Here is a 23,487-nt window from a genome sequence, read left to right as displayed (position 1 = left end):
ATTTGTCTTCTATGTATTCCCGAAGCTCCTGTAAGCTGAAAAATTCTTTAGCATCTAAGTATTTAATAATCTCTGTTAGTTCTAATTGATTTAGATAGGCTTTTGAGCCTTGATATTTCAGTCTTAAGTCTTCAACCCCATTCTTAATAAATCTTGCTTTACATTGACTGATAAATGCTGCTGATACATTTAATATTTTTTGAATTTTAGAACAAGGCACGCCCTCAATCCACATCATTACAGCTATGGCTCGCTTCTGTTCTCTAGGATCGGGATTGCTATCGATAAAATCACTTAATTCTTTGAGATTTTGCTGCTCAGACATATTGTTATATTTCACGCTATATTCCCAATCTAAATATTAACACATGACCTAAATATTATAAATTATAAAATTTTACGAATCATTTAGGATTGCTATAGCTGTCCATGTAGCTAACTCCGTTGATGAGCCAACTTACATTCCTGATACTTGCTTGATAAATTATTATCCAGCAAGTAGCAGAAGTAAGCTCGGTTTGCATCAAGATAATAGTGAGTTGAATCTCAAGCCCGCTATTATCAGTATCAGCCTCGGCGACGATTGCGAGTTTGTTGTCGGTGGCACCTTGCGCTCCGATCCTTTGCAATCGATTACTTTGCGATCGGGCGATATCTTAGTCATGCACGGCTCCAGCAGATTAGCTTATCACGGAGTTAAACGCATTATTCCCAACACAGCACCAACAGGCTTGTTGAAGAATAACGGTCGCTTAAACCTCACAATCCGACAAGTGTTTTAGTGAAAAGATTCTCAGCCTCCTAGGTTGAGAATCTTTTTGTTAAACAGATTTTGTAATACTTACAAGTTTCTTCGATCGCACAAAACTTGTAGGTATCTCACTCTTTTAACCGGAGCGTCAGTTTTTGCATTGGAACCGAAAGTCAAGCTTCGCAATAAAGTGTTGAGCGAAATTTCTCGCTTGTAAACTTATCCGAGGCATCACCATGTTTTATCAAACCCCTGAACTCAAAGGCGAAATCCGCAATCTCAAACCAGTTTATTCCGAACAGTATCGGAGAAATTTGTTTGAGTTTGAGATTTACCTTGATGACAAGCTTATTTATCGCAATACCGATACCTTTAGCATGACCCGCGAACAAGCTGTTAAAGATGCTTTGCGAATAGCGAAAAAGCTTAAACAGCAAGAACTCGATCGGCTCGAACTCGAAGCTGTCGGCGATCGATATTACGTTAAGTATTCCACTGACGTAACTCCGGCAGCCAAGCGACAAGGTATCGACGGCTTTTATGCAGTCTTTGTTAAAGGCAAGAAATATAATATTTCTAGCCACTTGACTAAAGAACTAGCATTGGCTGAGTTAGAAGAAATTGTTAAGCAAGATAAGCTTGATGATTTCCTGTATCGGTATGCAATTTCTACATTACCTGAAATGTAGAAATTGAAAAAACCTTAGAGCTTAATTAGACTCTAAGGTTTTTTACTTAAACCAATGACAAGTAATGCTTCGCTTTGTGGCGGTGATGTTTCATTGATTTTTCATGTACTCACCAAAACTCGAATTATTGGATTATAAGATTGCTATCGATCGCGAAATCCACGCTCAGCCAGAACTCAAGGAATATAACACAGCATTTTTTACTGGACACCGAGGAGTAGGGCAATCAGTTGTTAAGCCAATCAACAAACTGATTAACATGGCGATATCCCACGGTGTAACTGAGTTTTTCTCAGGAATGGCGATCGGCACAGATTTGCTAGCAGCAGAGATTCTCACTGACAGGCATTTGCCTTGGAAGGCAATTACACCCTGCCCGTATCAGTGCATTAAATGGGAAAAAACGCACCAAAATGCTTACTGGCAGTTGCTGCGATCGGCAGATGCTGAAATACGCATTTCTGAAAACTACACTCCGACCTGCATGATGGAGCGGAATGCTTACATGGTGAAGCACGCAGATTTGTGCTTGGCAGTGTGGGACGGTCGAAGCAACGGCGGAACGTACCAAACTCTTAAAATGGCTCGCAAAGCCAAGAAACTAATTTTTGCTTACAACCCTCAAAGCAATTCCTTCAGAACGATTGACGACCACTTGTAACGCACGCCAAGCCCCATTTTAAGGGGCTTGATTTCTCATGTCAAAAAAACGCATTACAGCTTTTTTCACTGGCAACTACTGGATTGATAAAAACTACCGCAGAGAAATCGATCGCTTAATTGATTTGGCGATCGAACAAAACACCCGTCATTTTCTGTGCGGTATGCAGCTTGGCTTCGATCAGGTAGTTGCCGATATTCTCATCGATCGCCGATTGCCTTGGACTGCGGTATTGGCTCATCCAAACATCGATCGCGCTTGGAAAACCCGCCAGCGCTCTCGATTTCGCAAACAGCTAACCAAAGCACCGCAAACAGTGATTCTGTATCCTCAAGGTTTTCACGGTTCTAAGGCGCAAGTCTGGCGCCACATGATACGCAAATCGGATATTTGCCTGAGCATTAACTCAGGCTACCACTGGGATGATGTGCGAAAAACCGATCGCGGAGGACCCGGTGATGTTGTTGATTTGGCGATCGCTAACAACTTGCAAGTTTTTCAAATCAATCCAGTAGGTAGAACACTGTCAGTAACACATCCACCGAAACAACTTTGCTTTTGTTTCCAGTAACACCAAAACCATGAAATCCAATTCTCAGAAAATTACCGCTCACATTCACGGCAGAATTGCCAAGCTAGCAGTTGCTGCAATCGAACGCGGAGACATCATTAGCTGCGATCGAATTCCCGACACCGAGAGCTACTTGATTGTGCGATCGGGATACTTGCCGACTACTTACACCGCCTAGGAGTGCTGGTACTTTGCTCTACTTGCTCAATTCAATCGCTAATTCAAAAACAAAATAGCTCCTAAAAATCACTTTCTAAAAACAAAGCAGTGCTTCGCTTTTAGAGGGTGATTTTTAGTAGGTAAATTACATGAAACTCACAGCAACCCAAGAATTCACCAAACAAGCGCTTGAAAAGTTGGATTTAAATATCGATGCCATTGTTGAAAGACTTCAACACTGTGGAGTCTGTGACTGTCAATTCTTCTCCAAAGAAGAAGTTGAACTAGCTTTCTTAAACTGGTTCAATCATCACGTACAAACTATTGAAGCCGACACTCAGTGGTTTATTGTTAAAGATTTCAAGCATTTTGAGAAATCTTTGGATTTCGATCGACTGCAAGAAAGTTGCGAAACTGAATACGATCCAGAAGAAATTTATGCCGAAATGGCAGCATCTGATTTCAACCCAGCCAACAATAAACTATCACTAGAAGTTTAGTAACACAAAACAGCGGTTGTTCAAACCAACAACCGCTGTATCAAGTCTGTTAAGGCTACCTTATCATACCATGAAACACCTGCAAAGATTAGTCTAAATCCGTTGCGCGATCGAATCACTAAAAGCTGAGGCAGAAAATCTCGAACCTGATGCAATTCTCGAAGCTTTCGAGATTGTTGAATCCGAAGCATCAATCAACGGTAAAAATTTAGTTTTTCGCAATCAAAATGCTAAAATTGTGTTAGTTCTTCGCAACCGATACGATGACAAAAGTACATCGGTTGTACGGCTGGATGAAGACATCGATCGCGAGTACCAAAAACTTTGCCGAGATCACTCTTCTGACATTGAGAACAACAAAGCTTACATCCAATAACTCACAGAAATGATAGCAGAAGCAGAAGCAAAACAAAAAGCGCTTCTGAGTTCTCCCTATCTAGAAACGCTTCGGAAACAGCGGGCGATCGCACTAAAACAGACTGAGCATAAAGTACCGAGTCTGGCAGTTTATCTGAAATAATTCAGATTAATTAATGCTTCGCTTTTAGACTGTGATTTCGCCAAATTGCGGTAAGGCTGAATAGAACCGCACCAACAATGAATTAATAGCAACATGAACCAAGCAAAATACCGATTTAATCGCAAAGATGGCAAGATTTATCTCGATCGAGAGCAAATACTAACGGAAGTTGGCAGCGAATTGCGAATGATTATCTTACAAGCTTCAGAGCCAATCTGGGGCAAACCGTTCGAGCATTTGATAGCGCAGCATTGGGTAAATTTGACATTCATTGACCCCAACAGCAATTATTGCCGGGGGATGTTAAGTGATGGAACTACCAATGCTTTGCGTCCTTGGCTTGAATACAGAAAACTTGTTGAATCCAAAGGATTTGAACTTTTGGAAGTAGTTACAACCATTGGATTTGAGCCGATCGACTCTGAAATCAAATGGTTTGATTACAAATTCTCTGGTATTGCCGGAAAGCCTGGGGTCGCCGATCGAATGCGCGCGATTTTATCAGAATTCCAAATTGAGCCTTTAGCTCTCAAGTAGTAGTTGCGGGATAGCCAACTATCATGCGCAGTGCTTCGCTTTAAAAGTTTGATTCACTCAATTAACTAATTTTACAACAAAAACCATGACCAAGAAATCTGCTGAAATCGCCGAAAACAATGTCTCGATCGCATCTGAATTTGAATTTGATGCCAGCCTGTTAAGTGAAGAATTCAATGCGGTGCGCGTGCCAAGGCTGCCGTATGCGATCGTAATTAACGACAATCCATGCGGTATCTTTATCCCCGAGAAGAACGCCATCAAAGCAGGCTGGAACAATCTTGAAGATATGACAGAGATTGACCTAGCAAGCGGAACCAAAGAAAAAGGTTGGTTTTTGCAAAATGTTCGGATGGCAGTTTTAGGCAACGTTCCACCTTACATCCGCTACAAATCATCGGATGACAACGGCGACTTAAAGTCAACGGTAGTTGGTAGTTATGAATTCGATCGTCATTTGCTTGACAAGAAAACGATGGAAGTTTGCTCCGAACACTTGGTAATGTTCGTTGACAAGTCCAATAATTTGCTCCACAACCGACCGCTGCGGATTCGGTTCAAAAATGTAGCTTTGTGGAGCTTGCGAGATGCGATCGAAGAATTCTACGTGGCAATGGAATTATGTTTCGCCAAACTAACCAACACACAAGCCAGCGGGAAAACTGATAAATGGCGCTCTTTGTGCGTGTTTGCTGCGGAATTCAAACCAGTCAAAGAAGGCGAAGGCTCTAATAAGTCTTGGTGCATGAAAGTTGGGAATTATTCGGTGCCGTCGATCGAAAACTTTGGCTCTTTGTTTCTGGGAGTCCAGCATCAAAAGGACGCAATTTGGGAATGCTACGACATGAACATCGGTTCGTTAGAAGCTAAAGCATTACCAGGTTCTGACCAAAAGATGCTGCGGAGCGCTGAGTAATTGCAGTTGCCGGGGAGAAATCCCCGGTTTTCTAATCACACAACACAGGAATGAAAAAATGACTAATATTTCTTGGACGAATGAGAGCTGGAATCCGATCGTCGGCTGCTCCCGCCTGAGCGCAGGGTGCGCCAATTGCTACGCAGAAACAGCAGCTTCCTCAGCACGGTTGCAGCAATTTTCTCAATACCAGCAAGTCGCGCAATGGGACGGCACAGTGAATTTTGTAGAATCGCAACTTTACAAGCCGCTACATTGGCGATCGCCCCGCAAAATCTTTGTGTGTTCGATGGCGGATTTATTTCATGTCAATGTAGCCGATGAGTGGATCGATCAAATATTTGCTGTAATGGCGCTGTGTCCGCAGCACACTTTTCAGGTGTTGACCAAGCGCCCTGAACGGATGCTCCAGTATATCAAACAAGCACGGCAAAGAATTCGAGTTGCAGCAGTTGATATTGGGATCGATCGCAATCTCAAATATGAACTCTACGAGCCTTACGAAACTTTTGATTTTGAATGGCCGCTGCCAAATGTTTGGCTGGGTACTTCAGTTGAAAATCAGAAAGCAACCGATCGCATTCGATATCTGGTGCAAATTCCAGCAGCAGTACGATTTCTTAGCTGCGAACCGTTGCTAGAGCTGATAGATTTGCGTCCCTATCTGGCATTTTGCAGCGGATGCCAAAGCTGCAATTTTCAAGGAAATCACAAAATCGGGTCATCTAAAATCAATTGGATTATTGTGGGTGGTGAATCTGGGACGGACGCTAGAATGTGCAACATTGAATGGATTCGATCGATCGTCAGTCAATCTCAATCAGCAAATGTTCCGGTTTTTGTAAAGCAACTTGGCTCCAATGCGATCGAACATTTCTATTACCCAAATAGCTTTAAACCCAATCGCATCAAATCTACCGATCGTAAAGGCGGAGATATCAGCAAGTTTCCTGAAGATTTAAGGATTCGAGAATTCCCCAGTCTGTAATTTAAATTCGAGCAGCATTTATTCAATCGCTGCTCGAATTCTAATAAATTTTTCACTTGTTGGACTTATGAAACCTATAATTCTCGATCTAAACAATCTCGATCGCAACAAAACTCTCTCAGCATTTGAAAAAGTAAACAAAAATCTGCTGAAGCAAATCAGAGCAGATCGCACTTACAAAATGCCACAAGGATACATCAACTGGCAAATCCTAAGCGGCATTGTTGCAATAGCCGTTTCTACTTGCGATCGAGATTACGCCAATGCCGATGTTTCCGCCTTCCTTCACAGCTACCGCACAGCCCTGTGGTTTGCCCAAGATGCGCCGCTGTACTGCCTAAATTCTGAATTGATTGAAGCTTTCGATGGCTACGCCCCGGCTTACGCCTACAAACCGATGCCCTGCACAAACCGGGCATCTTAGCAGGTTGGCAGCCATAAGAGCCGACTTTTATGGTAGCCGTACCCAAAGGTTTAATTCGTACACCCGACAGCGGAGAAATCGATTATCTGACAGTTTCTTGCAGCGATTCACAGCATCCTGAATGGAACAGAGGGCAGTGGAGGGATATTAAAATAGAGCCGTTTAACCTCAAACACCACCTCTACTTTCAGTTTTGCACTGTCGATTCTAACGAAACTGTGTGGACATCGGGAACCGCGATCGATGCTGAAAATAACTTGATTTACGACGCAAACAGCAGCATCGGTAAAAGTTTAATGACTCTTGCTGACAAAGAATTCATTCAGCGCCTGAGAAATCTGATTATCAATGTTTTGCTAGCACTTGAATTCTCACCATCGCTGTTAGTTGATGTTACTGAAAGTGAGTTTCAATCCCAAAGCAAAGGATTTGGAGTGCGTTCTTGGCGAGTATCAAACATTAGATACCCGCGCTGGTTGGGTAAAAATTATCAAAGTCGATCGGTATTATCCGAAGAGAAAAGCACTCATTCATCTCCGTGCATTCACTGGCGACGAGGACATTGGCGAGTGCTAGAATCAGGTGAAGGTAAACGGTGGAAGGAAGCTAAACGCATTTGGATTGAACCTGTTTTAGTCAAGCCTTCTTAGCTTGATTAATCCTCAATGTTGGTTTAAAATGAAGTTAAGTTTGAGGGTTAATTAATGCTAGTAGCTGGTAATGGATATCTCTGTTATTCAAAATTTGTCTTTGATGGCGATACTTTGAATCTTGATTTTCAAGGCGAACAATTCAGAGCAAGACTGCAATGGATTGATTCGCCTGAATCTAGAAAAAACTCACAATCGAGTACAGATTCTAAAATTCTCAAGCACTGGGAGTGGGCAGAAAAAGCTAAAACAACTTTGACGAATTTAGTAGCTGGTAAACCGATCGTTACAATTCCAATTGAGAAAGACCAGTACGATCGCTGGGTCTGTGACTGTTATCTCGGGACAGCAAAAACAACAAACAACGTACAAATCCAGCTTTGTAAAGCTGGAATGGCTGTTAGTTACCTTCCATTTAACAGATTCTCCTACAGCACGCGAGAACTAGCTGTGATTCGGGGAATCATCACCGAAACAGCCAATGCCAATCGTAAAAAACTTGGCATTTGGTCAGAGTCAGATTTTATCCTACCTTACGAATTCAAAAAGTTAAATTTCTCCTGAAAAACAATGACTTTAATTGAAAAAATAATTTCTTACATGGAAATTCAAGGCTACAAAATATTTCGCAACCCCGGAGAAAAAAATATAGTTTATTTGGAAGGAGTTGACACAAACGGATTCAATAGCGACAAACCTAACCATTTCAACGACTTGAGGCTAGTTTTTGGATTCGAGGGAAAGAAACCTGCGATCGAAGGCAAGTGGACTGCCACAACTGAACCGGGCTACTATTACACCGACAATCCCATGAATCCTAACGGTGCCGCTAGAATTGCCTTCGGTCAGTACGAGGCGTGGCAAGTTGGCATTCACGGCTACTCCCAAGCGCACGAAGCACTGGTACAAGTTCATCCCGTCCGCGTCCACCGGGATTACAACCGGGACATGATTCGGACTGGCGATGCGATCGAGTCTGGACTCTTTGGCATCAACCAGCACCACGGGTACGACCATCCGAGCGACGACATTTACACTGCATCTGCAGGATGTTTGGTGGGACGAACCCGCAGCGGACACCAACAATTTATGCTCCGGGTAAAATCAGATCCGCGCTATATTGCCGAGCGAAATTTCATATTTACAGCAGTTATTTTAGATGGATCAAAGTTATGAATGGCTTTAGCTCTGTTGTTGAAGCAATTTCAATTTTTAGTGCTATTTCTTCCTTTATTTTTTGGCTAGCTTCTTACCAGATTAAAATAGGACTACAAAATAAAATAGAAAAACTAATGATTATCATTACCTCTCGGATGCAGAGGCAACAAGACAGAAACAAAACCCAAATAGGGATTGTTTCTGCTGAAATTGAACAAATTAAAAGCATCTTAAATGGCAAGCCAGTTTGCGTCGATCTTACTAGAATTTACGAGGCATTGCCTGAGGAACCAACTGATTTTAGTAATTAGTTGGACGATTCAACCGCATTCAGTTCAAACCATGAAATTCAAAAAGTTAACTCAATCTCAACTCGACTTACTCGCAACAATTTTTGGGACGATCGCTGGAGTAGCGCAATTACTCCGAGAAACTAATAGACTCAGTGACGAAAACAGCTTATTAATTAGCGGATTGGCAACAATCGCTTTGGGAATAGTTACGAATAAAAAATCCCCAAGCGAATTTTAATTACTTGTTCCAATCTTTAACAATTGCTGCCATAGCTCCAATGGCTAAAGTTATTTTTACAAGTTGAGCTGCCGAGTTTTCTTCGGTTGACCCAACCTTTTGTGCAGCTACAGCTACAACAAACGTCCGTTTTTTAGCAGTTGGACTCTGTTCCAAAGTTTCACGAACTTCAAACACAATCGTCGGCATTACTGCTGCTGTTCCAATCGCAGCAATAGTGCCGTAGCACGGGCGAGGGCGGGACGCCATCGCACAGAACTTCAGCTAGTTCTGTGCAGCCTTCAACTAACCCCAAAGTCCAGAAATCTGTTTCGGTTCCTGTTTTTTTCCCGGCAAACTCCCGCCACGCAAATCTAAAGGAATCGATCGAATAGATTGAGTGATTGAACCAAAGTTCGCTCGAATTTTAGTTGCTCTGTCTTGAAGTTTGTCCACTACATTTACGCCCAGGGCCACGCAAAAACTATCAACTATTTGCTCGGATGCAGCTTCCGCAACATCAGTCATTGCTAAGCTGGCGGATTGAGTTACCTCACGGACAGCAAGTACCATTCCGTTAGTTTCTTCTTCCCCATCGCGGTGTTCGCTGTGGTCGATCGCCATATCATCAATTCGATCGCACTGTTCGGCGTATCCGTTGCGTTCCGAGGCAATTTGAATCAGTGCATCAGCCGGTACCATCATTTGCTCCCGAACCAGGTGGTAATAGGCGCGCACTTCGTCGATATCGCAGCCCTCAACCTGGGAATTTTGCCATTTGCGATGGCCGAGCGCTTTGCGGACGCTGGTAATGTCGCTGACTTTGCCAAGTCCGAGTTCAAATTTGAGGTCAACTCTTGAAATCGTAGTCATCTGTACTGAGTCCTATGTTTTGTAAGTAATGGCGGGTTTTTTCGATGTCTCGATCGCACTGAATCACAAAAATCAATTCGAGTTGAACCAGACACCATTTTTGAAAGTCTGAGAATTTGCGGGTATGGAGAACTCGATCGCACTCCGGGCATTCTTCCTCTAGCAATGCCAGCCTGCGCTTGAACGTTGCTTCGGGCATGGGGTCAGTTTTCCGAGTCCGTCGGTTTTTGCGACTGACGTAGCCAAGGATTTCCTTGATTTGCGATCGAGTCCAAAAATTCCGTCTTCCCCTTTCATCTTCAACCTGTGCGAGGAAAGGTTTTCGACACTTTTTTTTGTATTTCATGAGCCACTTTTAGGTTCGTTGTTAAGGTACTTCAAGTAGCTCACGAAGAGGTAAAAAAAATGAGCAGAGCGCCGACTACTACCCGGTTTGGGTGCTTGTTCTGAACTATCGGGATCGGCAGGGTAAGTTTTTGTTGCGTCCCAGTACCCATATTCACGAGAAGCGGCGAAAACTTTATCTGCTGCTTCTTGGGCTGTCTTGCCGAAAGCCTTCACGCTTGTGTTCGGGTTGAAACTGCGTTCAACCACAATTTGATGCTGTTGCTGTAAAATCATTCTGTCTCCTGGTGCCGTCTATTGGCATTGGTGGAAAGTCCAGTTCAGCGTTGGTAGCGCTGTTCTGGGCGTATTTGTTGATTGTAACATCCAATGGATGCTATATCAACAAAACTTAGATCATTTAGCTAAAGATTTGTTGCGCTCATCGAATATGCTGAAGTTATGAGCGAGGCAAATAGTAAAAAGGGAAGTAGAGATAAACGCGATCGGCTGACATTCGATGTTGGGGGTTTGCGCGATCGGCTGCGAGTTTTCGCGATCGAGCCAAATCAGTCACTGGCGTCGATCGTGCGCATGGCTCTGATTGAGTGGCTGAGCGATCGCGAATCTCAGAAATCTGAGAAACCCACAGAAATCGATAAAAATGATATATCAATAAATGACAATGACTAAAAGCTATATTTAAAAATCATTTCAGCCAATTTAACATAACAATCGCATTGTAGGGGTCAGCGGTTCGAGCCCGCTATTCTCCATAAATCAGGGATATAGCAGTTGACAGTTGACCTGTGACAGTTGACCTGTGACAGTTGAGAGTTGAGAGTTGAGAGTTGAGAGTTGAGAGTTGAGAGTTGCAGAGTACGGGAATGCAACCATTTATGCTTGACGGGTATCTGCTCTATTCATCAGGTTATTTATGTCCGCACCCGATGTGGCGGTTGCTATATTTGTAGAAAGGGCGATCGTCACTTGGTTGGACATTTGGCTGTGAGTGTGCGATCGACCCAGTTACAGGCACGCCTCCTAGCATCAATAACGTATTTGTATAAAAAAACCGGGTTTCTAATTTCAGACTGATTGCTGAAATGACGTATCTTGGTGTCTAAACTCCATTTCTGCCCCAGTTGCCATCAATGCCCACAAAACCTTCATTTAGTCAATCAATAATAAGTTTTGTATCTAAAAATACAACACTCTTGTTAAGCTAGTCTTAATATCAAGTCGCTATATGTTATTATTCTCAATCATCTGACTCATCTATTCAAGAGTAACAAGAAAAAATGACAAAGCGATTCGATCGGCGGAAATTTCTTTTATACAGTTCTGCTACCCTCACATCAAGTTTATTTCTAAAAGCTTGTAGAACTCCGACTCCAACAGCCACCCCAGCCGCTTCTCCAACAGCAACCGGCTCGCCATCAGCAGCAGCACCAGCCAGCAGTGGAAACACGATCAAAGTAGGAATTTTGCATTCCTTGAGCGGCACAATGTCAATCAGCGAAAAAAGCGTTGTCGATGCCGAACAATTAGCGATCGAAGAAATCAATAAAGCTGGCGGCGTCCTCGGAAAACAAATCCAAGCAATAGTAGAAGACGGCAACTCAGACTGGCCGACTTTTGCGGAAAAAGCCAAAAAATTGATCGATCAAGACAAAGTTGTCACCGTCTTCGGCTGCTGGACATCCGCCAGCCGCAAAGCAGTATTACCAGTATTTGAAGAAAAAAATCATATGCTCTGGTATCCCGTACAATACGAGGGTCAAGAGTGTTCCAAGAATATCTTTTATACCGGGGCGGCACCGAACCAACAAATCGAACCTGCAGTAGACTGGCTGCTAGAAAATAAAGGCAAAAAATTCTTCTTAGTCGGGTCTGACTACGTTTTTCCCCGCACGGCAAATACCATTATCAAAGCACAGCTAGCAGCCAAAGGCGGCGAATTAGTTGGGGAAGATTACATACCTTTGGGCGGTACAGAAGTCACGCCAATTATTACTAAAATTAAGGCAGCTTTGCCAGACGGCGGCGTCATTTTCAATTCCCTCAACGGCGACAGCAACGTAGCATTTTTCAAACAGTTGCAGGGCGCCGGTTTGGGCCCGGACAAATATCCGTCTATGTCTGTCAGTATTGCTGAAGAAGAAGTAAAGGCGATCGGCGTAGAATATCTCAAAGGCCATTACGCCGCCTGGAATTACTTCATGACTGTGGAATCTCCCGCAAATACAAAATTTGTGGAAGCTTTCAAGGCAAAATACGGCAAAGATAGAGTGACTAACGACCCGATGGAAGCAGCTTACATCATGGTTTACCTGTGGAAGCAAGCCGTCGAAAAAGCAGGAACACCCGACGATTTGGAAAAAGTGCGGGCAGCAGCTTTGGGTCAAACCTTTGACGCGCCGGGGGGCAAAGTAACGCTGGACGTTAACCATCACCTTGCTAAATTTGTGCGGTTGGGCGAAGTGAGAGAAGACGGTTTGTTTAACATCGCTTTTGCTACGCCAGAAGCAGTGAAGCCGATTCCTTGGAATCAGTTTGTCGCTGAAACAAAAGGCTTTTCTTGCGATTGGTCAGACCCCGCAAAAGGCGGCAAATTCAAAGCTTGATAAGTACGTAATACCAATTTTATTAACGTTGGCAACGTATCTTCGATCCCCCTAGGGCGTGTCTTTAAACCCGGAGATCCCCCCCGGCCCCCCTTAATAAGGGGGGAGTAAGAGCATTCTTTCGTCAATCTCTACTCCCTTAATAAGGGGGAACTGGAGTCTCCTTGCGTCACCCCCGAATCCCCGAATCGTTGCGGGGAACTGGAGTCTTCTTGCGTCAACCCCTACTCCCCTTGGGAAGGGGGATTTAGGGGGATCGAGACTAGGCTACAAGCGATATATACAGAGGGTTTTAGTTCTAAGTTGACACCCACGAGAAAAAACCCGCCTTTCTACCAAAATATTGTATGTAAAAAAGTAAGAGGAAAAAAAGTGGCGATATTGGACGGTTTATTTAACGGCATTAGCATCGGCGCTGTTTTGCTAATTGCAGCCCTGGGACTAGCGATTATTTTCGGGCTGATGGGCGTGATTAATATGGCTCACGGCGAGTTGATGATGCTGGGGGCTTATACGACTTTTGTGGTGCAGAATGTCTTCAAAGGTATTGGAGGATTTGCCTTTGAAACTTATATTTTATTTGCTATTCCCTTAGCTTTTTTAGTAGCGGCATTGGTAGGATTAATTCTGGAACGAGGCGTGATTCGCCATCTCTACGGGCGCCCGCTAGAAACTCTGCTGGCAACTTGGGGCGTAAGTTTGATTTTACAGCAGTTTGTCCGCAGCGTCAGTTGGGTGCTGGTAATTGGGATTGCGGTGTTTTGTTTGCTGTTTTTTGGCGGTTTGCAGGTGCTGAAGCGGCGCCCGGATTTCGATCGCACTCGCAGCACATTTATCGCCATAATTTTGCCTCTGTCTTTGGGTATTTCCTGGGCCGCGAGCGCATTTTTAGGGGAAACTTACAAACTCGCAGTAACTCAACCTTGGTTTGGCGCTCAAAACGTTGATGTGACTGCGCCTGCGTGGCTGCGCGGCGGCATCCCGCTGGGTACTTTTCAGTTACCCTATGCCCGACTTTTTATTATTGCGCTGACAGGCATTTGTTTGGCGGGAATTTACCTGTTTTTGCAAAAGTCTGTGTGGGGATTGCGGATTCGCGCTGTGACGCAAAATCGCAGCATGAGCGCTTGTTTGGGAATACCTACCGAGCAAGTAGATGCCCTGACTTTTGCTTTGGGATCGGGGTTGGCTGGTGTGGCTGGGTGCGCGATTAGTTTGATTGGTTCGGTAGGGTCAAATACCGGACAAAATTATATAGTTGATACTTTTATGGTTGTGGTTGTGGGCGGTGTTGGCAAGATTGTGGGGAGTGTAGTTGCCGCAATGGCGATCGGCACTGCAAATTACCTCATCGGTTCGGGAACACTAGCATTAATGTTGGCTCCTGTCAAGCCTTTAGCTGATTTTTTTACATTTTTCGCCACAACCAGCATGGCAAAAGTCATGGTATTCGCCTTAATTATGGCTTTTCTACAAGTGCGGCCGGGAGGAATTTTTCCGCAAAAAGGACGCACTGTTGAGAATTAACAACTACAGCTTTGAGCGCCAAAAAAATGAAGAATACACAAAAAAAGGCTCTGCTAAAAGAAGCGGCAATTGTAGGGGCGATCGCCCTTATACTGATATTGCTCATCCCCGGAATACTTCCTGACGCTCGTCTTAACCAATTGGGCCGATTTTTAGCACTAGCAATTGTAGCTCTCGGTATAGACTTAATCTGGGGATACACGGGTTTGCTCAGTCTGGGACACGGCGTATTTTTTGCGATCGGCGGCTACGCATTCGCCATGCACCTAAAACTGCAAATTCCCCCAAACGCCAGCAGTCAATTGCCCGAATTTATGAGCCTCTACGGCGTCACCGAACTGCCTTGGTTTTGGCAACCATTTTACTCATTTCCCTTCTCAATCGCCGCAGTAATGCTCGTCCCCGCCATCTTGGGCGGAATTTTGGGTTACTTAGTATTCCGCAATCGAATTCGAGGCGTTTACTTCTCAATTCTCACCCAAGCCGCAACAATTGTATTTTTCAACTTCTTCAACGGCCAGCAAAAACTGATTAACGGCACCAACGGACTCACCGACTTTAAAACCCTATTCGGAGCCACAGTAAACGGCAGAGATACTCAATATATTTTCTACATTCTCACCGTCCTATTTCTAGCAGCAACTTACGCCCTCTGCCGCTGGCTGACAAGCGGGCGTTTCGGTCGCTTGCTACTAGCAATTCGCGACGACGAAGTGCGCCTGCGTTTCTCCGGCTACAATCCCACAGGATACAAAGTTTTAGTATTTGCAATTTCCGCCGGTTTAGCCGGGATAGCAGGCGCTTTATTCACCGTACAAACCGGAATAATTTCGCCAAAAGCGATGGATATTGCATTTTCCATCGAAATGGTAATTTGGGTAGCAGTAGGAGGTCGCGCCACACTATCAGGAGCAATATTGGGAGCGCTCCTGGTCAACTTTGGCAAAAGTTTCTTGAGCGAACAATTCCCCGAAGTGTGGCTGTTTTTCCAAGGCGCGTTATTCCTAATAGTAGTCACCGTGCTGCCCGACGGCTTAGTCGGATGGCTGCAAAATCATGATTTTGAGCAAATCCGCCGCTTGTTCAGAAAACCCAAGTACGCATCTACTTACCCCAGCCTGGAACAAGACCCAGAAGTGCAGCTCGAAAAAGAAGAACTTGAACATTGATTGCACAAATATCGTGTATATATAAGTAGGCGGACATAAATAAATGTCACCAGGCAGCGAGGAACGAAGTAATCGCCATAGACTTGGGAAAAGCTGCGTTTCTCTCTGAGGAGAGGCAATATATATGTTCACCTACTTAGGATATGAGTAGCAAGCAGCTTCGTTCTGTAACTTGAGGGGCAACATATGGCAGATATTATTGACTACAAAATCTACGGCGACGATTTGCAACTCATCGAGATTGAACTCGACCCCAAAGAAGGCGTCAGGGCTGAAGCTGGAACCATGACATACATGGAAGGCGACATCCAAATGCAAACATCCACAGGTGGCGGCCTATTTCAAGGTTTCAAACGGATGCTGACAGGAGCGGGTTTTTTCATTACCACCTTTGTCAACGGGGGAAATCGCAAGGCCCGCGTCGCTTTTGCCGCCCCCTATCCGGGTAAAGTCATTCCCCTCGATTTAGGCCAACTTGGCGGTAAATTTTTGTGTCAAAAAGACTCATTTCTCTGTGCGGCCAACGGGATTGAAATTGAGGTAGCTTTCACCAAGCGGCTGGGTGCCGGTTTCTTTGGCGGAGAAGGCTTTATTCTGCAAAAATTGCAGGGTGACGGGCTAGCTTTTGTTCATGCGGGAGGAACAATCGTTGAGAAAAATTTGGGAGTTGGGGAAGTGTTGCGGGCGGACACTGGTTGTTTGGTAGCTTTTGCACCGACGGTAGATTACGATATTCAGTTTGTTGGCGGCTTTAAAAATGCTTTGTTTGGCGGCGAAGGCTTGTTTTTAGTCAAGCTAACCGGGCCTGGAAAAGTGTATTTGCAAAGTCTGCCGCTCTCGAAGTTGGCTGAGCGGATTATGGCTGCAAATCCAGCTCCTGTAACGAGCAGTTCTAACAGTATTGCGTTTGACTTTATGAGCAATCGTGGCTAAATGTAGGGTGCCTCAGCAGATTTTGGGGCGTACCCCGAGACTATTGGCTGACGCACCTTGCAAGGGAAAATTAAAATGGTATCGGTTTTTATTCATTAGTGAGTTAACTGCTAATTATGAAGGGAAAAGTATTAGAAATAGAAAACTTGACTGTTAGCTTCGACGGTTTTAAAGCCATCAACGGTTTAAATTTTAGCATGGATGCGGGGGAACTGCGAGTTATCATTGGCCCCAACGGTGCGGGGAAAACAACTTTTCTCGATTCGATTACCGGGAAGGTGCAGCCGACGGAAGGGCGGGTAATATTTAAAGGCCGCAATTTGCGCAAATTGTCGGAATATCAGATTGCTCGTCTGGGTATTGGCCGCAAGTTTCAAACGCCGCGAGTTTACTTGAATTTAACGCCGCGCGAAAATTTAGAGCTATCTTGCAATGGCAATAAAAATGTATTTCCAACTCTGTTTAAGCCTGCTCCTGCTGCTGAAAAGCGCACGGTGGCGGGTTTGTTAGAAACGATTGGTTTGGTTGCTAAGGCTGATGTTTCGGCTGGTTTGCTTTCTCACGGGGAAAAGCAGTGGTTGGAAATTGGGATGTTGGTGGCGCAATCTCCGGATTTGTTGTTGGTGGATGAGCCTGTGGCGGGTTTGACTGATGAGGAAACGGCGCTAACTGGAGATTTGCTGATTTCGCTGGCCGAAAGTCATTCGGTGTTAGTGATAGAACACGATATGGAGTTTGTGCGGCAAATTGCTAAAAAGGTGACTGTTTTGCATCAGGGTGCTGTTTTGTGCGAGGGAACGATGGATGAGGTTCAAAATGACGATCGCGTAATTGAGGTATATTTGGGAAAACCTGACAGTTGACAGTTGACAGTTGACAGTTGACAGTTGACAGTTGATAGTTGACAGTTGATAGTTGACAGTTGACATATCATGTTCGGTAAATTAACCACAAGATTTGTAGGGGCGGGTTAACCAACAATCTTTCATTCTCACCGACAATCTACATAAACCCGCCCCGGCGACAAAATTTGAGCGCGGGTAATTCAACGGACACGATAACAATTACCAATTACCAATTACCAATTACCAATTACCAATTACCAATTACCAATTACCAATTACCAATTACCAATTACCCATTACCAATTACCAATTAGCCATTATTAAATATATGCTGAAAGTCTCGGATTTGAATGTTTATTACGGCGAAAGTCACATTTTGCGCGGTGTCGATTTAAGCGTTAATGCGGGGCAAATGGTTTGTTTGATCGGCCGCAATGGTGTGGGGAAAACTACGATGCTAAAAACGATTATGGGGTTGCTGCAACCGCGCAGCGGCACAATTAATTTTGGCGGACAATCTCTTGTCTCTAAGTTGACTCACCAGCGGGCCAAATTGGGGATTGGTTACGTGCCTCAAGGGCGCGAAATTATTCCGCGTTTGACTGTTAAAGAAAATCTATTGTTAGGTTTGGAAGCGAAACCAACCATGACCAAAAATCCTGAAGTTCCTGAGGAAATTTTTGATTTGTTTCCGGTTTTGAAGACTATGCTCGATCGCATGGGGGGCGATTTGAGCGGGGGACAGCAGCAGCAGTTGGCTATTGCTAGGGCTTTGATGGGTGAGCCGCAGTTGCTGGTTTTGGATGAACCGACGGAGGGGATTCAACCGTCTATTATTTTGGATATAGAGGCTGCGGTGCGCCGCGTGGTTGCGACTAGGGGAATTTCGGTTTTGTTGGTGGAACAGCATTTGCATTTTGTGCGGCAAGCTGATTGGTATTATGCTATGCAGAAAGGTGGGATTGTGGCTTCTGGAAGCACTAGCGACTTGAGCGATGAGGTGATTCAGAGGTTTTTGGCTGTTTGATGTCGAATCAATAAGACGGGCGCGGTTGAAACCGCAACTACACAAACGAAGTCCGGATGGTGCGCGGACTCAAGAATGAAGGGGATATTCAAGCTGGATTTGATATTATTGATTTTTTCTGCCGTCTGGCATTGTGGTGCCGGCCATGCTTGCTCGATCGATACTAGCGCCATCTATATTAGCATTCCGGAGGTTCGCATTTGAGAGATTGGCGTCTCTGAGGTCGGAAAATCGCAAGTCTGCACCGTCGAAATTGGTTCCTGTCAAGTTGGCTTTTCGGAGGTTGGTGTTGCTGATTCTCGCTCCGATTAATTCGGCGCCGCTTAAGTCGGCGCGAGCGAGATTGGTGTTGACAAAATCTGAGATCTCGAAGCGACTACCGCTGAGGTTGGCGTCGGATAAATCTGCTCCTGTGACGATCGCATTTTTTAAGCGAAGGTTAACTAATTTTATGGCTCGCAGGTCGCAGCGGGCGCAGCTTTGGGTTAGCAGCAGCGTTTCGACGTTGGCGTTGATTTGGTCAATTTGTTGCTGGGAGAACCTTTCGGCAAATTCTGGGGAGACGTAGCCGAGCTTTTTGGGATCTTCTGCTTTTGGTTGGGCTGTTGGTGTTTGGGGTGTTGGTGGTTGGAGTGTTGGTGGTTGGAGTGTTGGTGGTTGGAGTGTTGGTGGTTGGGGTATTTGTGGTTGGATTATTGGTGGTTGAGGTGTTTGTGGTTGGGGCGTTGGTGTTTGCCCGATCGCACTCAGTTGCAGCCCCACCTTCGGATATTCTAGAGTTGCGGCAAAAATTAGCAGGGCGATCGACAATATGGTGAGTTTTTTCATAACAAGAGTCCCAAAATTCCATTTAATAGGTAGTGCAGTGCGCACCTTAACATTTAATGTATCCTAGGGTGCGCACTCCCAGAGAAAGTCTGGCGCGATAATTAACTCAGGCAATTTTAGGCGGATTTTCAACGGCGACAATATACGCGGGAGTTATTGTTCGGAGAGTGTCGTAAATCTCATCAGCACAGATAGTCTGTGGCATTTATCCCTCCGTCAATGCTGCGTATCGACAAAAAGCTACTGAACTTAACCTCAGCCCCACGGCCGTCTATGACAAACAAGGGCGGCATTCAACCAGCAGTTAGTGCTGCACGGCGTTGAGAGAGACATCAAGCCAGATGGCTAGTTTGATGGAACTGATTGGAGGTGTTCCGACTCCTATAAAATCGAGTCAAGCCTTTCTGAATTCTACGCCGGTTGATGAAACGAGCGGGGACTTATCGGGGAACGATGATAGCTACCCAAGCCTGTGCATTGGAGGAGTTTTGAGTTTTTGTCACTCCCAGAATTAGCCCTGGTATTTGGGAATTTGGCATCCGCGAGTTAATTTGAAGTCTTTCCTCAAACAACCTCGTTCTCCGAAGCAGAAAAAACCGGATTTGATTGTGGACTGACGCCACCGTCATGTATAGCCTTTCTCAGATAGATGAGGTACAAGTTTAGATTTTAGATTTTAGATTTTAGATTTTAGATTTTAAATTGGGGAATTGTTAATTAATTGGTGAATACCTCATCTTTCCGAGAACCGCTATATCTATAGCGAGACTTTTAGCCGAAGCGTTTGATCCGCGCCAGACAGGGCTGGCTTAAATAACCCAATGCGGCTTTGGTATTATATATGTCCGCCCGCTTAATTATCTCATCTTCAAAATCTTCTGTGCCCCACTTTCAGATATCGGCATCACCGACAACCGATTGCCTTTCCTCACCACCAAAATCTCATCAGCACTAAACTTTGATTTCAGTTCATCCAAAGATATTGATTTAGCAAATTCCTCAACAAACTCAACTCTTACAGTTTGCCAGCGAGGCGCATCAAGCGGCGATTTAGCATCATAATATTCGCTATTGGCATCAAACTGAGTCGGGTCGGCAATCCCAGTCTCAACCACGCGCGCCAACCCAACAATTCCCGGAATTTTAGTATTAGAATGGTAAAAAAAAACTAAGTCTCCCGGACTCATTTGCCGCAGGAAATTGCGCGATTGATAGTTGCGAACGCCATCCCAAATAGAAAGTTTGTCGCGATGTAAGTCTGCAATACTATAAACATCCGGTTCCGACTTCATTAGCCAATAATTCATCTAATTTATTCGCCTTTGTCAACCAAATAATCTTTGATAGTATCTAAGCACTGCTGCATGGCTTTATTCATAAAAACCTGAACCAGCAAAAACCCCACAGGATAGAATAACCCAGAAGTCAGAACAAAGTAAAACTCCCAATCAATCCGAGTTCCCTTTGCTGTAGTAGTGAACTTCCAATCTCCGCCACCAGACTCAATGAGTAGAGAAATCGGAAACTTAAACCCTCTAACCAGTCGGTAGGTTTGTCTTTCTGGCTTTTTGAAAGTAATGATTTCTTCATCAATCACCGAAGTGTCGGAATTTTCTATCCGCCGCACGCCGCCTTCACGCATCTCTCCACCATCTGCCATCTCAGCTTTAATAATTGCTGGAATTGGGCCATATCCGCGAAAGACTTTGGGCAGATTTGACAGGGACGTAACAAAATCAAAGACTACTTCAGGCGAGGCAGCAATTTCTACTACTGCGTTGGTTTTAACTAACATTTATCTCTCCACTGATCTGATTTGATAATGAACTGTGAGTTAAAAAGGCGTAATTTTAATTATAAAATATCCTTCCGCTTCTGCAACCACAGAGTCAACATCAAATACACGAAAATATGCACGCACAAAATCCCCCAATTTAAACTCAAATTCTCCCAGGTTGGATCGTAAACAGGAGTAGGCTCAAACGGCTGAGGAAGTGTGCTTCCGTCCGGCAATGTAGTAGGCGCGGGAACCATGGAATTTACATTAACTAAAGAGCCGTAAGCACCCACAGACCAGCGGCTTAACATCAGCCAAGAAAACTTGCTCGCCGCACCTTCCATCTTAAACAAAACTCCCGAAAAAATAATCTGGGGCAGCAATATTAGAGGCAAAGCGCTGTTAGCTTGAGAGCCATTTTTTACGATCGCCGAAACCAGCAATCCAAGACTGATGCAGCTCATTAAAGTCAGAAAAGTGGTAATAGCTGCTCCCACCGGCCAGGAAATCAAACTCGGTTCGGGGGATTTGAAAGCAATCAGAATAACTCCTACCATCAACAGCGTTTGCAATACCGCTAACCCGGAAAGTATGAAAACCTTTGAACCCAAATAAGCAAACAATCCTAAATTCACCAAACGTTCGCGCAAATAAATAGCAGATTCCTTGACAATTTCTTGCACGGAAGTTGACAGTCCCACCCAAATAGCCGCGCAGGTAAATACAAACAAAACTCGCAGGGCTAAAGGTGCTAAAGTTGCCTCCGGCGCGCCAATTAACGGGTCTTTATCTCGGACAGCCAGCCGCAACAAACTAATGCCGATCGGAGCCGTTAAAAGAGCTAAACTCAAGTTAACTAAGTCGCGAGAAATAAGCTGAAAATACCGCTGGGCGAGCAGAACGAGTTGTTTGACAAAAGATACAGATTTGGGCTTAGAAGGTGCTGATTTTTTGCCCTCATTGCCCGTGCTTAAGTGGTTGACAATATAGCGCTGATAGTATTCAGATTGTTTGAACTTTTGTGCCCAGCTTAGAACGTTGGTTTCTCCTGTTTCTAGTTCGTTGTAAATGTCGGCAAAATCCCCGGTTTTGACATCGAAAAAATCTAGCGCTTCCGCAGGCGGGCCGAAGTAACAAAGCCGTCCGCCGCGACCCATAAACACAATGCGATCGCACATCGTGATATTCGCCGTCGCGTGAGTCACCAGAATCACCGTCCGGCCTTGACTTGCCAACTTTCGCAACAATTGCATCATCTTCTTGTCCAAACCCGGATCGAGCCCTGAAGTCGGTTCGTCTAAAAAGAAAAGTTTCGGATCTGCTAACAGTTCGACTCCGATACTGACCCGTTTCCGCTGTCCGCCGCTAAGCTGTTTTACGAAAGCAGTGCGGCGGTGAGACATTTCAATATCTTCTAAAGTTTTTGTGACTACCTGCTGAACATCCGTATCGGGAGGTAAGCGCAATTTAGCGGCATAACTCAAAACTTCTTCTACTCTCAAATCTGCGTGAATAATATCATCTTGAGGCACGTAACCGATTTGATTCCGGTAAATATTGAAGTTTTGGCGCAGGTTGTCGCCGTTGAGAAACACAGCGCCCTCAGTAGTTTTTTCGATGCCTAAAAGCGTCCGCATTAAAGTAGATTTTCCCGCACCGCTACCGCCGACTAAAGCCACAAACTGCCCGGGTTCGATCGCCAAAGTGATACGATCCAAACGCTTGGGAATCACCAGACTGTCAGCATCCAAGCGAATTTGATTGCCTCGGTCTTGCACCTCTAACGTATGATTGCGGTAAGTTAGAGTAAACGGGCCGATCCGAATCGCGTCTCCCTCGGACAACTGTACAGAATTGGTGATGCGCTGACCGTTGACAAAAACGCCGTTAACACTGTGGTCTCGCAAAATATAATTGCCGCGACTGTCTGCATCGATTGTCGCGTGGCGCCTCGAAACCAGCGGCGCATCTAATTGCAGCGAAGCATTTGGATCGCGGCCCAACAAAACCGATCGATTGCTGAGGGGAATTGACTGTTTGCTGGGGGGAAAGATTTGACTCGCCAGCGGATTAAAATAAGTCACCAAAACTTGATTTTTCGGATCGAGACCAATTTTAATTTCTGTACCGTTTTTCAGACAATAACCGTCATTGGGAGTGATGCGAGTGCGATCGACAAATAAGCCATTAGTGCTCGGGCGCTGACCGTCACCGTCGTAAATCCAGTAATTATTGCCAATTTGGCGCAAAACAGCGTGAACGCCGGAAACTGCGCGCCACGCTTCGGGAAGAACTAAATCAGCACGAGTGCGATCGCGCCCCAATACGTGCTGCGGCTGTTTTAACTCTAACTGTAAAACTTCCCCTTGACTGATTAATACTAAATAAGGGCGATCGCTGACAGCAGTCGGTTGTCCTATATTACCTATCATATTTAAATTGCGTTTTTTACACTCACATTTGTCAGCATATCAAAACTAAGGCAACAATCTATAGCATCTCTCAGAAAGATGAGGTATGTCT

General features: G+C 44.7%; 33 protein-coding genes. 24 read left to right on the top strand and 9 right to left on the bottom strand.

Annotated elements, in window-relative coordinates:
• On the bottom strand, positions 1–325 hold a 325-nt coding region (locus QUB63_RS22230; RefSeq protein ID WP_332947488.1), incomplete at its 3' end, for a helix-turn-helix domain-containing protein.
• Positions 326–386: 61 nt separating this feature from the next.
• On the opposite strand from QUB63_RS22230, the gene QUB63_RS22225 reads away from it, so the two are divergent.
• From QUB63_RS22225 to QUB63_RS22145, 17 genes are all read left to right on the top strand, one after another.
• On the top strand, positions 387–782 hold the full coding sequence (locus QUB63_RS22225; RefSeq protein WP_332947494.1) for an alpha-ketoglutarate-dependent dioxygenase AlkB: 396 nt from the start codon (positions 387–389) through the stop codon (positions 780–782).
• 205 nt (positions 783–987) lie between these two features.
• Positions 988–1,440: a hypothetical protein gene (locus QUB63_RS22220; protein ID WP_332947487.1), complete on the top strand. Its 453-nt coding sequence runs from the start codon at positions 988–990 to the stop codon at positions 1,438–1,440.
• 103 nt (positions 1,441–1,543) lie between these two features.
• Positions 1,544–2,101, top strand: coding sequence for an SLOG family protein (locus QUB63_RS22215; protein WP_332947486.1), 558 nt, complete (start codon positions 1,544–1,546; stop codon positions 2,099–2,101).
• A 37-nt stretch (positions 2,102–2,138) separates the two neighbouring features.
• Entirely contained in the window at positions 2,139–2,672 is a 534-nt protein-coding gene (locus tag QUB63_RS22210) for a hypothetical protein (protein WP_332947485.1), read from the top strand.
• Between the two features lie 10 nt (positions 2,673–2,682).
• On the top strand, positions 2,683–2,850 hold the full coding sequence (locus tag QUB63_RS22205) for a hypothetical protein (protein ID WP_332947484.1): 168 nt from the start codon (positions 2,683–2,685) through the stop codon (positions 2,848–2,850).
• Between the two features lie 130 nt (positions 2,851–2,980).
• Positions 2,981–3,331, top strand: coding sequence for a hypothetical protein (locus tag QUB63_RS22200; protein ID WP_332947483.1), 351 nt, complete (start codon positions 2,981–2,983; stop codon positions 3,329–3,331).
• Between the two features lie 238 nt (positions 3,332–3,569).
• Positions 3,570–3,707 (top strand): hypothetical protein, encoded by a 138-nt coding sequence (locus tag QUB63_RS22195; RefSeq protein ID WP_332947482.1) that lies wholly within the window; start codon positions 3,570–3,572, stop codon positions 3,705–3,707.
• Positions 3,708–3,716: 9 nt separating this feature from the next.
• Positions 3,717–3,851 carry a hypothetical protein gene (locus tag QUB63_RS22190; RefSeq protein ID WP_332947481.1) on the top strand — a complete coding sequence of 45 codons (135 nt, stop codon included), beginning with the start codon at positions 3,717–3,719 and terminating at the stop codon, positions 3,849–3,851.
• Positions 3,852–3,944: 93 nt separating this feature from the next.
• On the top strand, positions 3,945–4,388 hold the full coding sequence (locus QUB63_RS22185; RefSeq protein ID WP_332947480.1) for a hypothetical protein: 444 nt from the start codon (positions 3,945–3,947) through the stop codon (positions 4,386–4,388).
• Between the two features lie 85 nt (positions 4,389–4,473).
• Entirely contained in the window at positions 4,474–5,304 is an 831-nt protein-coding gene (locus tag QUB63_RS22180; RefSeq protein ID WP_332947479.1) for a DUF5895 domain-containing protein, read from the top strand.
• Positions 5,305–5,362: 58 nt separating this feature from the next.
• Complete coding sequence (locus QUB63_RS22175; protein ID WP_332947478.1) at positions 5,363–6,292, top strand: phage Gp37/Gp68 family protein; 930 nt, start codon at positions 5,363–5,365, stop codon at positions 6,290–6,292.
• A gap of 67 nt (positions 6,293–6,359) precedes the next feature.
• Complete coding sequence (locus tag QUB63_RS22170) at positions 6,360–6,716, top strand: hypothetical protein (RefSeq protein ID WP_332947477.1); 357 nt, start codon at positions 6,360–6,362, stop codon at positions 6,714–6,716.
• A 29-nt stretch (positions 6,717–6,745) separates the two neighbouring features.
• Positions 6,746–7,366 carry a hypothetical protein gene (locus tag QUB63_RS22165; RefSeq protein WP_332947476.1) on the top strand — a complete coding sequence of 207 codons (621 nt, stop codon included), beginning with the start codon at positions 6,746–6,748 and terminating at the stop codon, positions 7,364–7,366.
• Between the two features lie 54 nt (positions 7,367–7,420).
• Entirely contained in the window at positions 7,421–7,930 is a 510-nt protein-coding gene (locus tag QUB63_RS22160; RefSeq protein ID WP_332947475.1) for a thermonuclease family protein, read from the top strand.
• Positions 7,931–7,936: 6 nt separating this feature from the next.
• Positions 7,937–8,542: a hypothetical protein gene (locus QUB63_RS22155; RefSeq protein ID WP_332947474.1), complete on the top strand. Its 606-nt coding sequence runs from the start codon at positions 7,937–7,939 to the stop codon at positions 8,540–8,542.
• Positions 8,539–8,835, top strand: a complete 297-nt coding sequence (locus QUB63_RS22150; RefSeq protein ID WP_332947473.1) for a hypothetical protein — start codon at positions 8,539–8,541, stop codon at positions 8,833–8,835. The genes QUB63_RS22155 and QUB63_RS22150 overlap by 4 nt, the downstream gene beginning before the upstream one ends.
• A 31-nt stretch (positions 8,836–8,866) precedes the next feature.
• A complete protein-coding gene (locus QUB63_RS22145) occupies positions 8,867–9,055 on the top strand; it encodes a hypothetical protein (RefSeq protein ID WP_332947472.1) in 189 nt (62 codons plus the stop codon).
• Here the strand turns inward: QUB63_RS22145 and QUB63_RS22140 are convergent, their stop codons facing one another.
• The 4 genes from QUB63_RS22140 to QUB63_RS22125 are packed head-to-tail and all read right to left on the bottom strand — an operon-like array spanning position 9,056 to position 10,528.
• Complete coding sequence (locus QUB63_RS22140; RefSeq protein ID WP_332947471.1) at positions 9,056–9,304, bottom strand: hypothetical protein; 249 nt, start codon at positions 9,302–9,304, stop codon at positions 9,056–9,058.
• A gap of 36 nt (positions 9,305–9,340) precedes the next feature.
• The gene (locus QUB63_RS22135) at positions 9,341–9,907 is read right to left on the bottom strand and encodes a hypothetical protein (protein ID WP_332947470.1); all 567 of its coding nucleotides are present in this window, start codon (positions 9,905–9,907) and stop codon (positions 9,341–9,343) included.
• Positions 9,885–10,253: a hypothetical protein gene (locus QUB63_RS22130; protein ID WP_332947469.1), complete on the bottom strand. Its 369-nt coding sequence runs from the start codon at positions 10,251–10,253 to the stop codon at positions 9,885–9,887. The genes QUB63_RS22135 and QUB63_RS22130 overlap by 23 nt, the downstream gene beginning before the upstream one ends.
• On the bottom strand, positions 10,250–10,528 hold the full coding sequence (locus QUB63_RS22125; RefSeq protein ID WP_332947468.1) for a hypothetical protein: 279 nt from the start codon (positions 10,526–10,528) through the stop codon (positions 10,250–10,252). Before QUB63_RS22125 ends, QUB63_RS22130 begins: the two co-directional genes overlap by 4 nt.
• Positions 10,529–10,693: 165 nt before the next feature.
• On the opposite strand from QUB63_RS22125, the gene QUB63_RS22120 reads away from it, so the two are divergent.
• The 7 genes from QUB63_RS22120 (at position 10,694) to urtE (ending at position 18,359) form a co-directional block, all read left to right on the top strand.
• Positions 10,694–10,924: a hypothetical protein gene (locus QUB63_RS22120; protein WP_332947467.1), complete on the top strand. Its 231-nt coding sequence runs from the start codon at positions 10,694–10,696 to the stop codon at positions 10,922–10,924.
• Between the two features lie 608 nt (positions 10,925–11,532).
• Positions 11,533–12,858: an urea ABC transporter substrate-binding protein gene (gene urtA, locus QUB63_RS22115; RefSeq protein ID WP_332947466.1), complete on the top strand. Its 1,326-nt coding sequence runs from the start codon at positions 11,533–11,535 to the stop codon at positions 12,856–12,858.
• Positions 12,859–13,230: 372 nt separating this feature from the next.
• Positions 13,231–14,385, top strand: coding sequence for an urea ABC transporter permease subunit UrtB (gene urtB / locus QUB63_RS22110; RefSeq protein WP_332947465.1), 1,155 nt, complete (start codon positions 13,231–13,233; stop codon positions 14,383–14,385).
• 26 nt (positions 14,386–14,411) lie between these two features.
• Positions 14,412–15,554 (top strand): urea ABC transporter permease subunit UrtC, encoded by a 1,143-nt coding sequence (gene urtC / locus QUB63_RS22105; protein ID WP_332947463.1) that lies wholly within the window; start codon positions 14,412–14,414, stop codon positions 15,552–15,554.
• Positions 15,555–15,740: 186 nt separating this feature from the next.
• Positions 15,741–16,487 (top strand): TIGR00266 family protein, encoded by a 747-nt coding sequence (locus QUB63_RS22100; protein WP_332947462.1) that lies wholly within the window; start codon positions 15,741–15,743, stop codon positions 16,485–16,487.
• Positions 16,488–16,603: 116 nt separating this feature from the next.
• Positions 16,604–17,350, top strand: coding sequence for an urea ABC transporter ATP-binding protein UrtD (urtD, locus tag QUB63_RS22095; RefSeq protein ID WP_332947460.1), 747 nt, complete (start codon positions 16,604–16,606; stop codon positions 17,348–17,350).
• A 310-nt stretch (positions 17,351–17,660) separates the two neighbouring features.
• On the top strand, positions 17,661–18,359 hold the full coding sequence (gene urtE, locus QUB63_RS22090) for an urea ABC transporter ATP-binding subunit UrtE (protein ID WP_332947459.1): 699 nt from the start codon (positions 17,661–17,663) through the stop codon (positions 18,357–18,359).
• 105 nt (positions 18,360–18,464) lie between these two features.
• On the opposite strand, the gene QUB63_RS22085 is transcribed toward urtE, so the two are convergent.
• The 4 genes from QUB63_RS22085 to QUB63_RS22070 all read right to left on the bottom strand — a co-directional run bounded on the left by QUB63_RS22085 (position 18,465) and on the right by QUB63_RS22070 (position 23,396).
• Positions 18,465–19,187 carry a pentapeptide repeat-containing protein gene (locus QUB63_RS22085; protein WP_332947458.1) on the bottom strand — a complete coding sequence of 241 codons (723 nt, stop codon included), beginning with the start codon at positions 19,185–19,187 and terminating at the stop codon, positions 18,465–18,467.
• An 857-nt stretch (positions 19,188–20,044) separates the two neighbouring features.
• Positions 20,045–20,494: an EVE domain-containing protein gene (locus QUB63_RS22080; protein WP_332947457.1), complete on the bottom strand. Its 450-nt coding sequence runs from the start codon at positions 20,492–20,494 to the stop codon at positions 20,045–20,047.
• Positions 20,495–20,499: 5 nt separating this feature from the next.
• Positions 20,500–20,982 carry an SRPBCC family protein gene (locus tag QUB63_RS22075; protein ID WP_332947456.1) on the bottom strand — a complete coding sequence of 161 codons (483 nt, stop codon included), beginning with the start codon at positions 20,980–20,982 and terminating at the stop codon, positions 20,500–20,502.
• 59 nt (positions 20,983–21,041) lie between these two features.
• The gene (locus QUB63_RS22070) at positions 21,042–23,396 is read right to left on the bottom strand and encodes an FHA domain-containing protein (RefSeq protein WP_332947455.1); all 2,355 of its coding nucleotides are present in this window, start codon (positions 23,394–23,396) and stop codon (positions 21,042–21,044) included.
• Positions 23,397–23,487: the final 91 nt, after the last annotated feature.

This window comes from Microcoleus sp. ARI1-B5, assembly GCF_036705795.1.
In the GTDB taxonomy this organism is placed as follows: Bacteria; Cyanobacteriota; Cyanobacteriia; order Cyanobacteriales; family Microcoleaceae; genus Microcoleus.
This window is presented reverse-complemented; position numbering and strand designations above follow the sequence as displayed.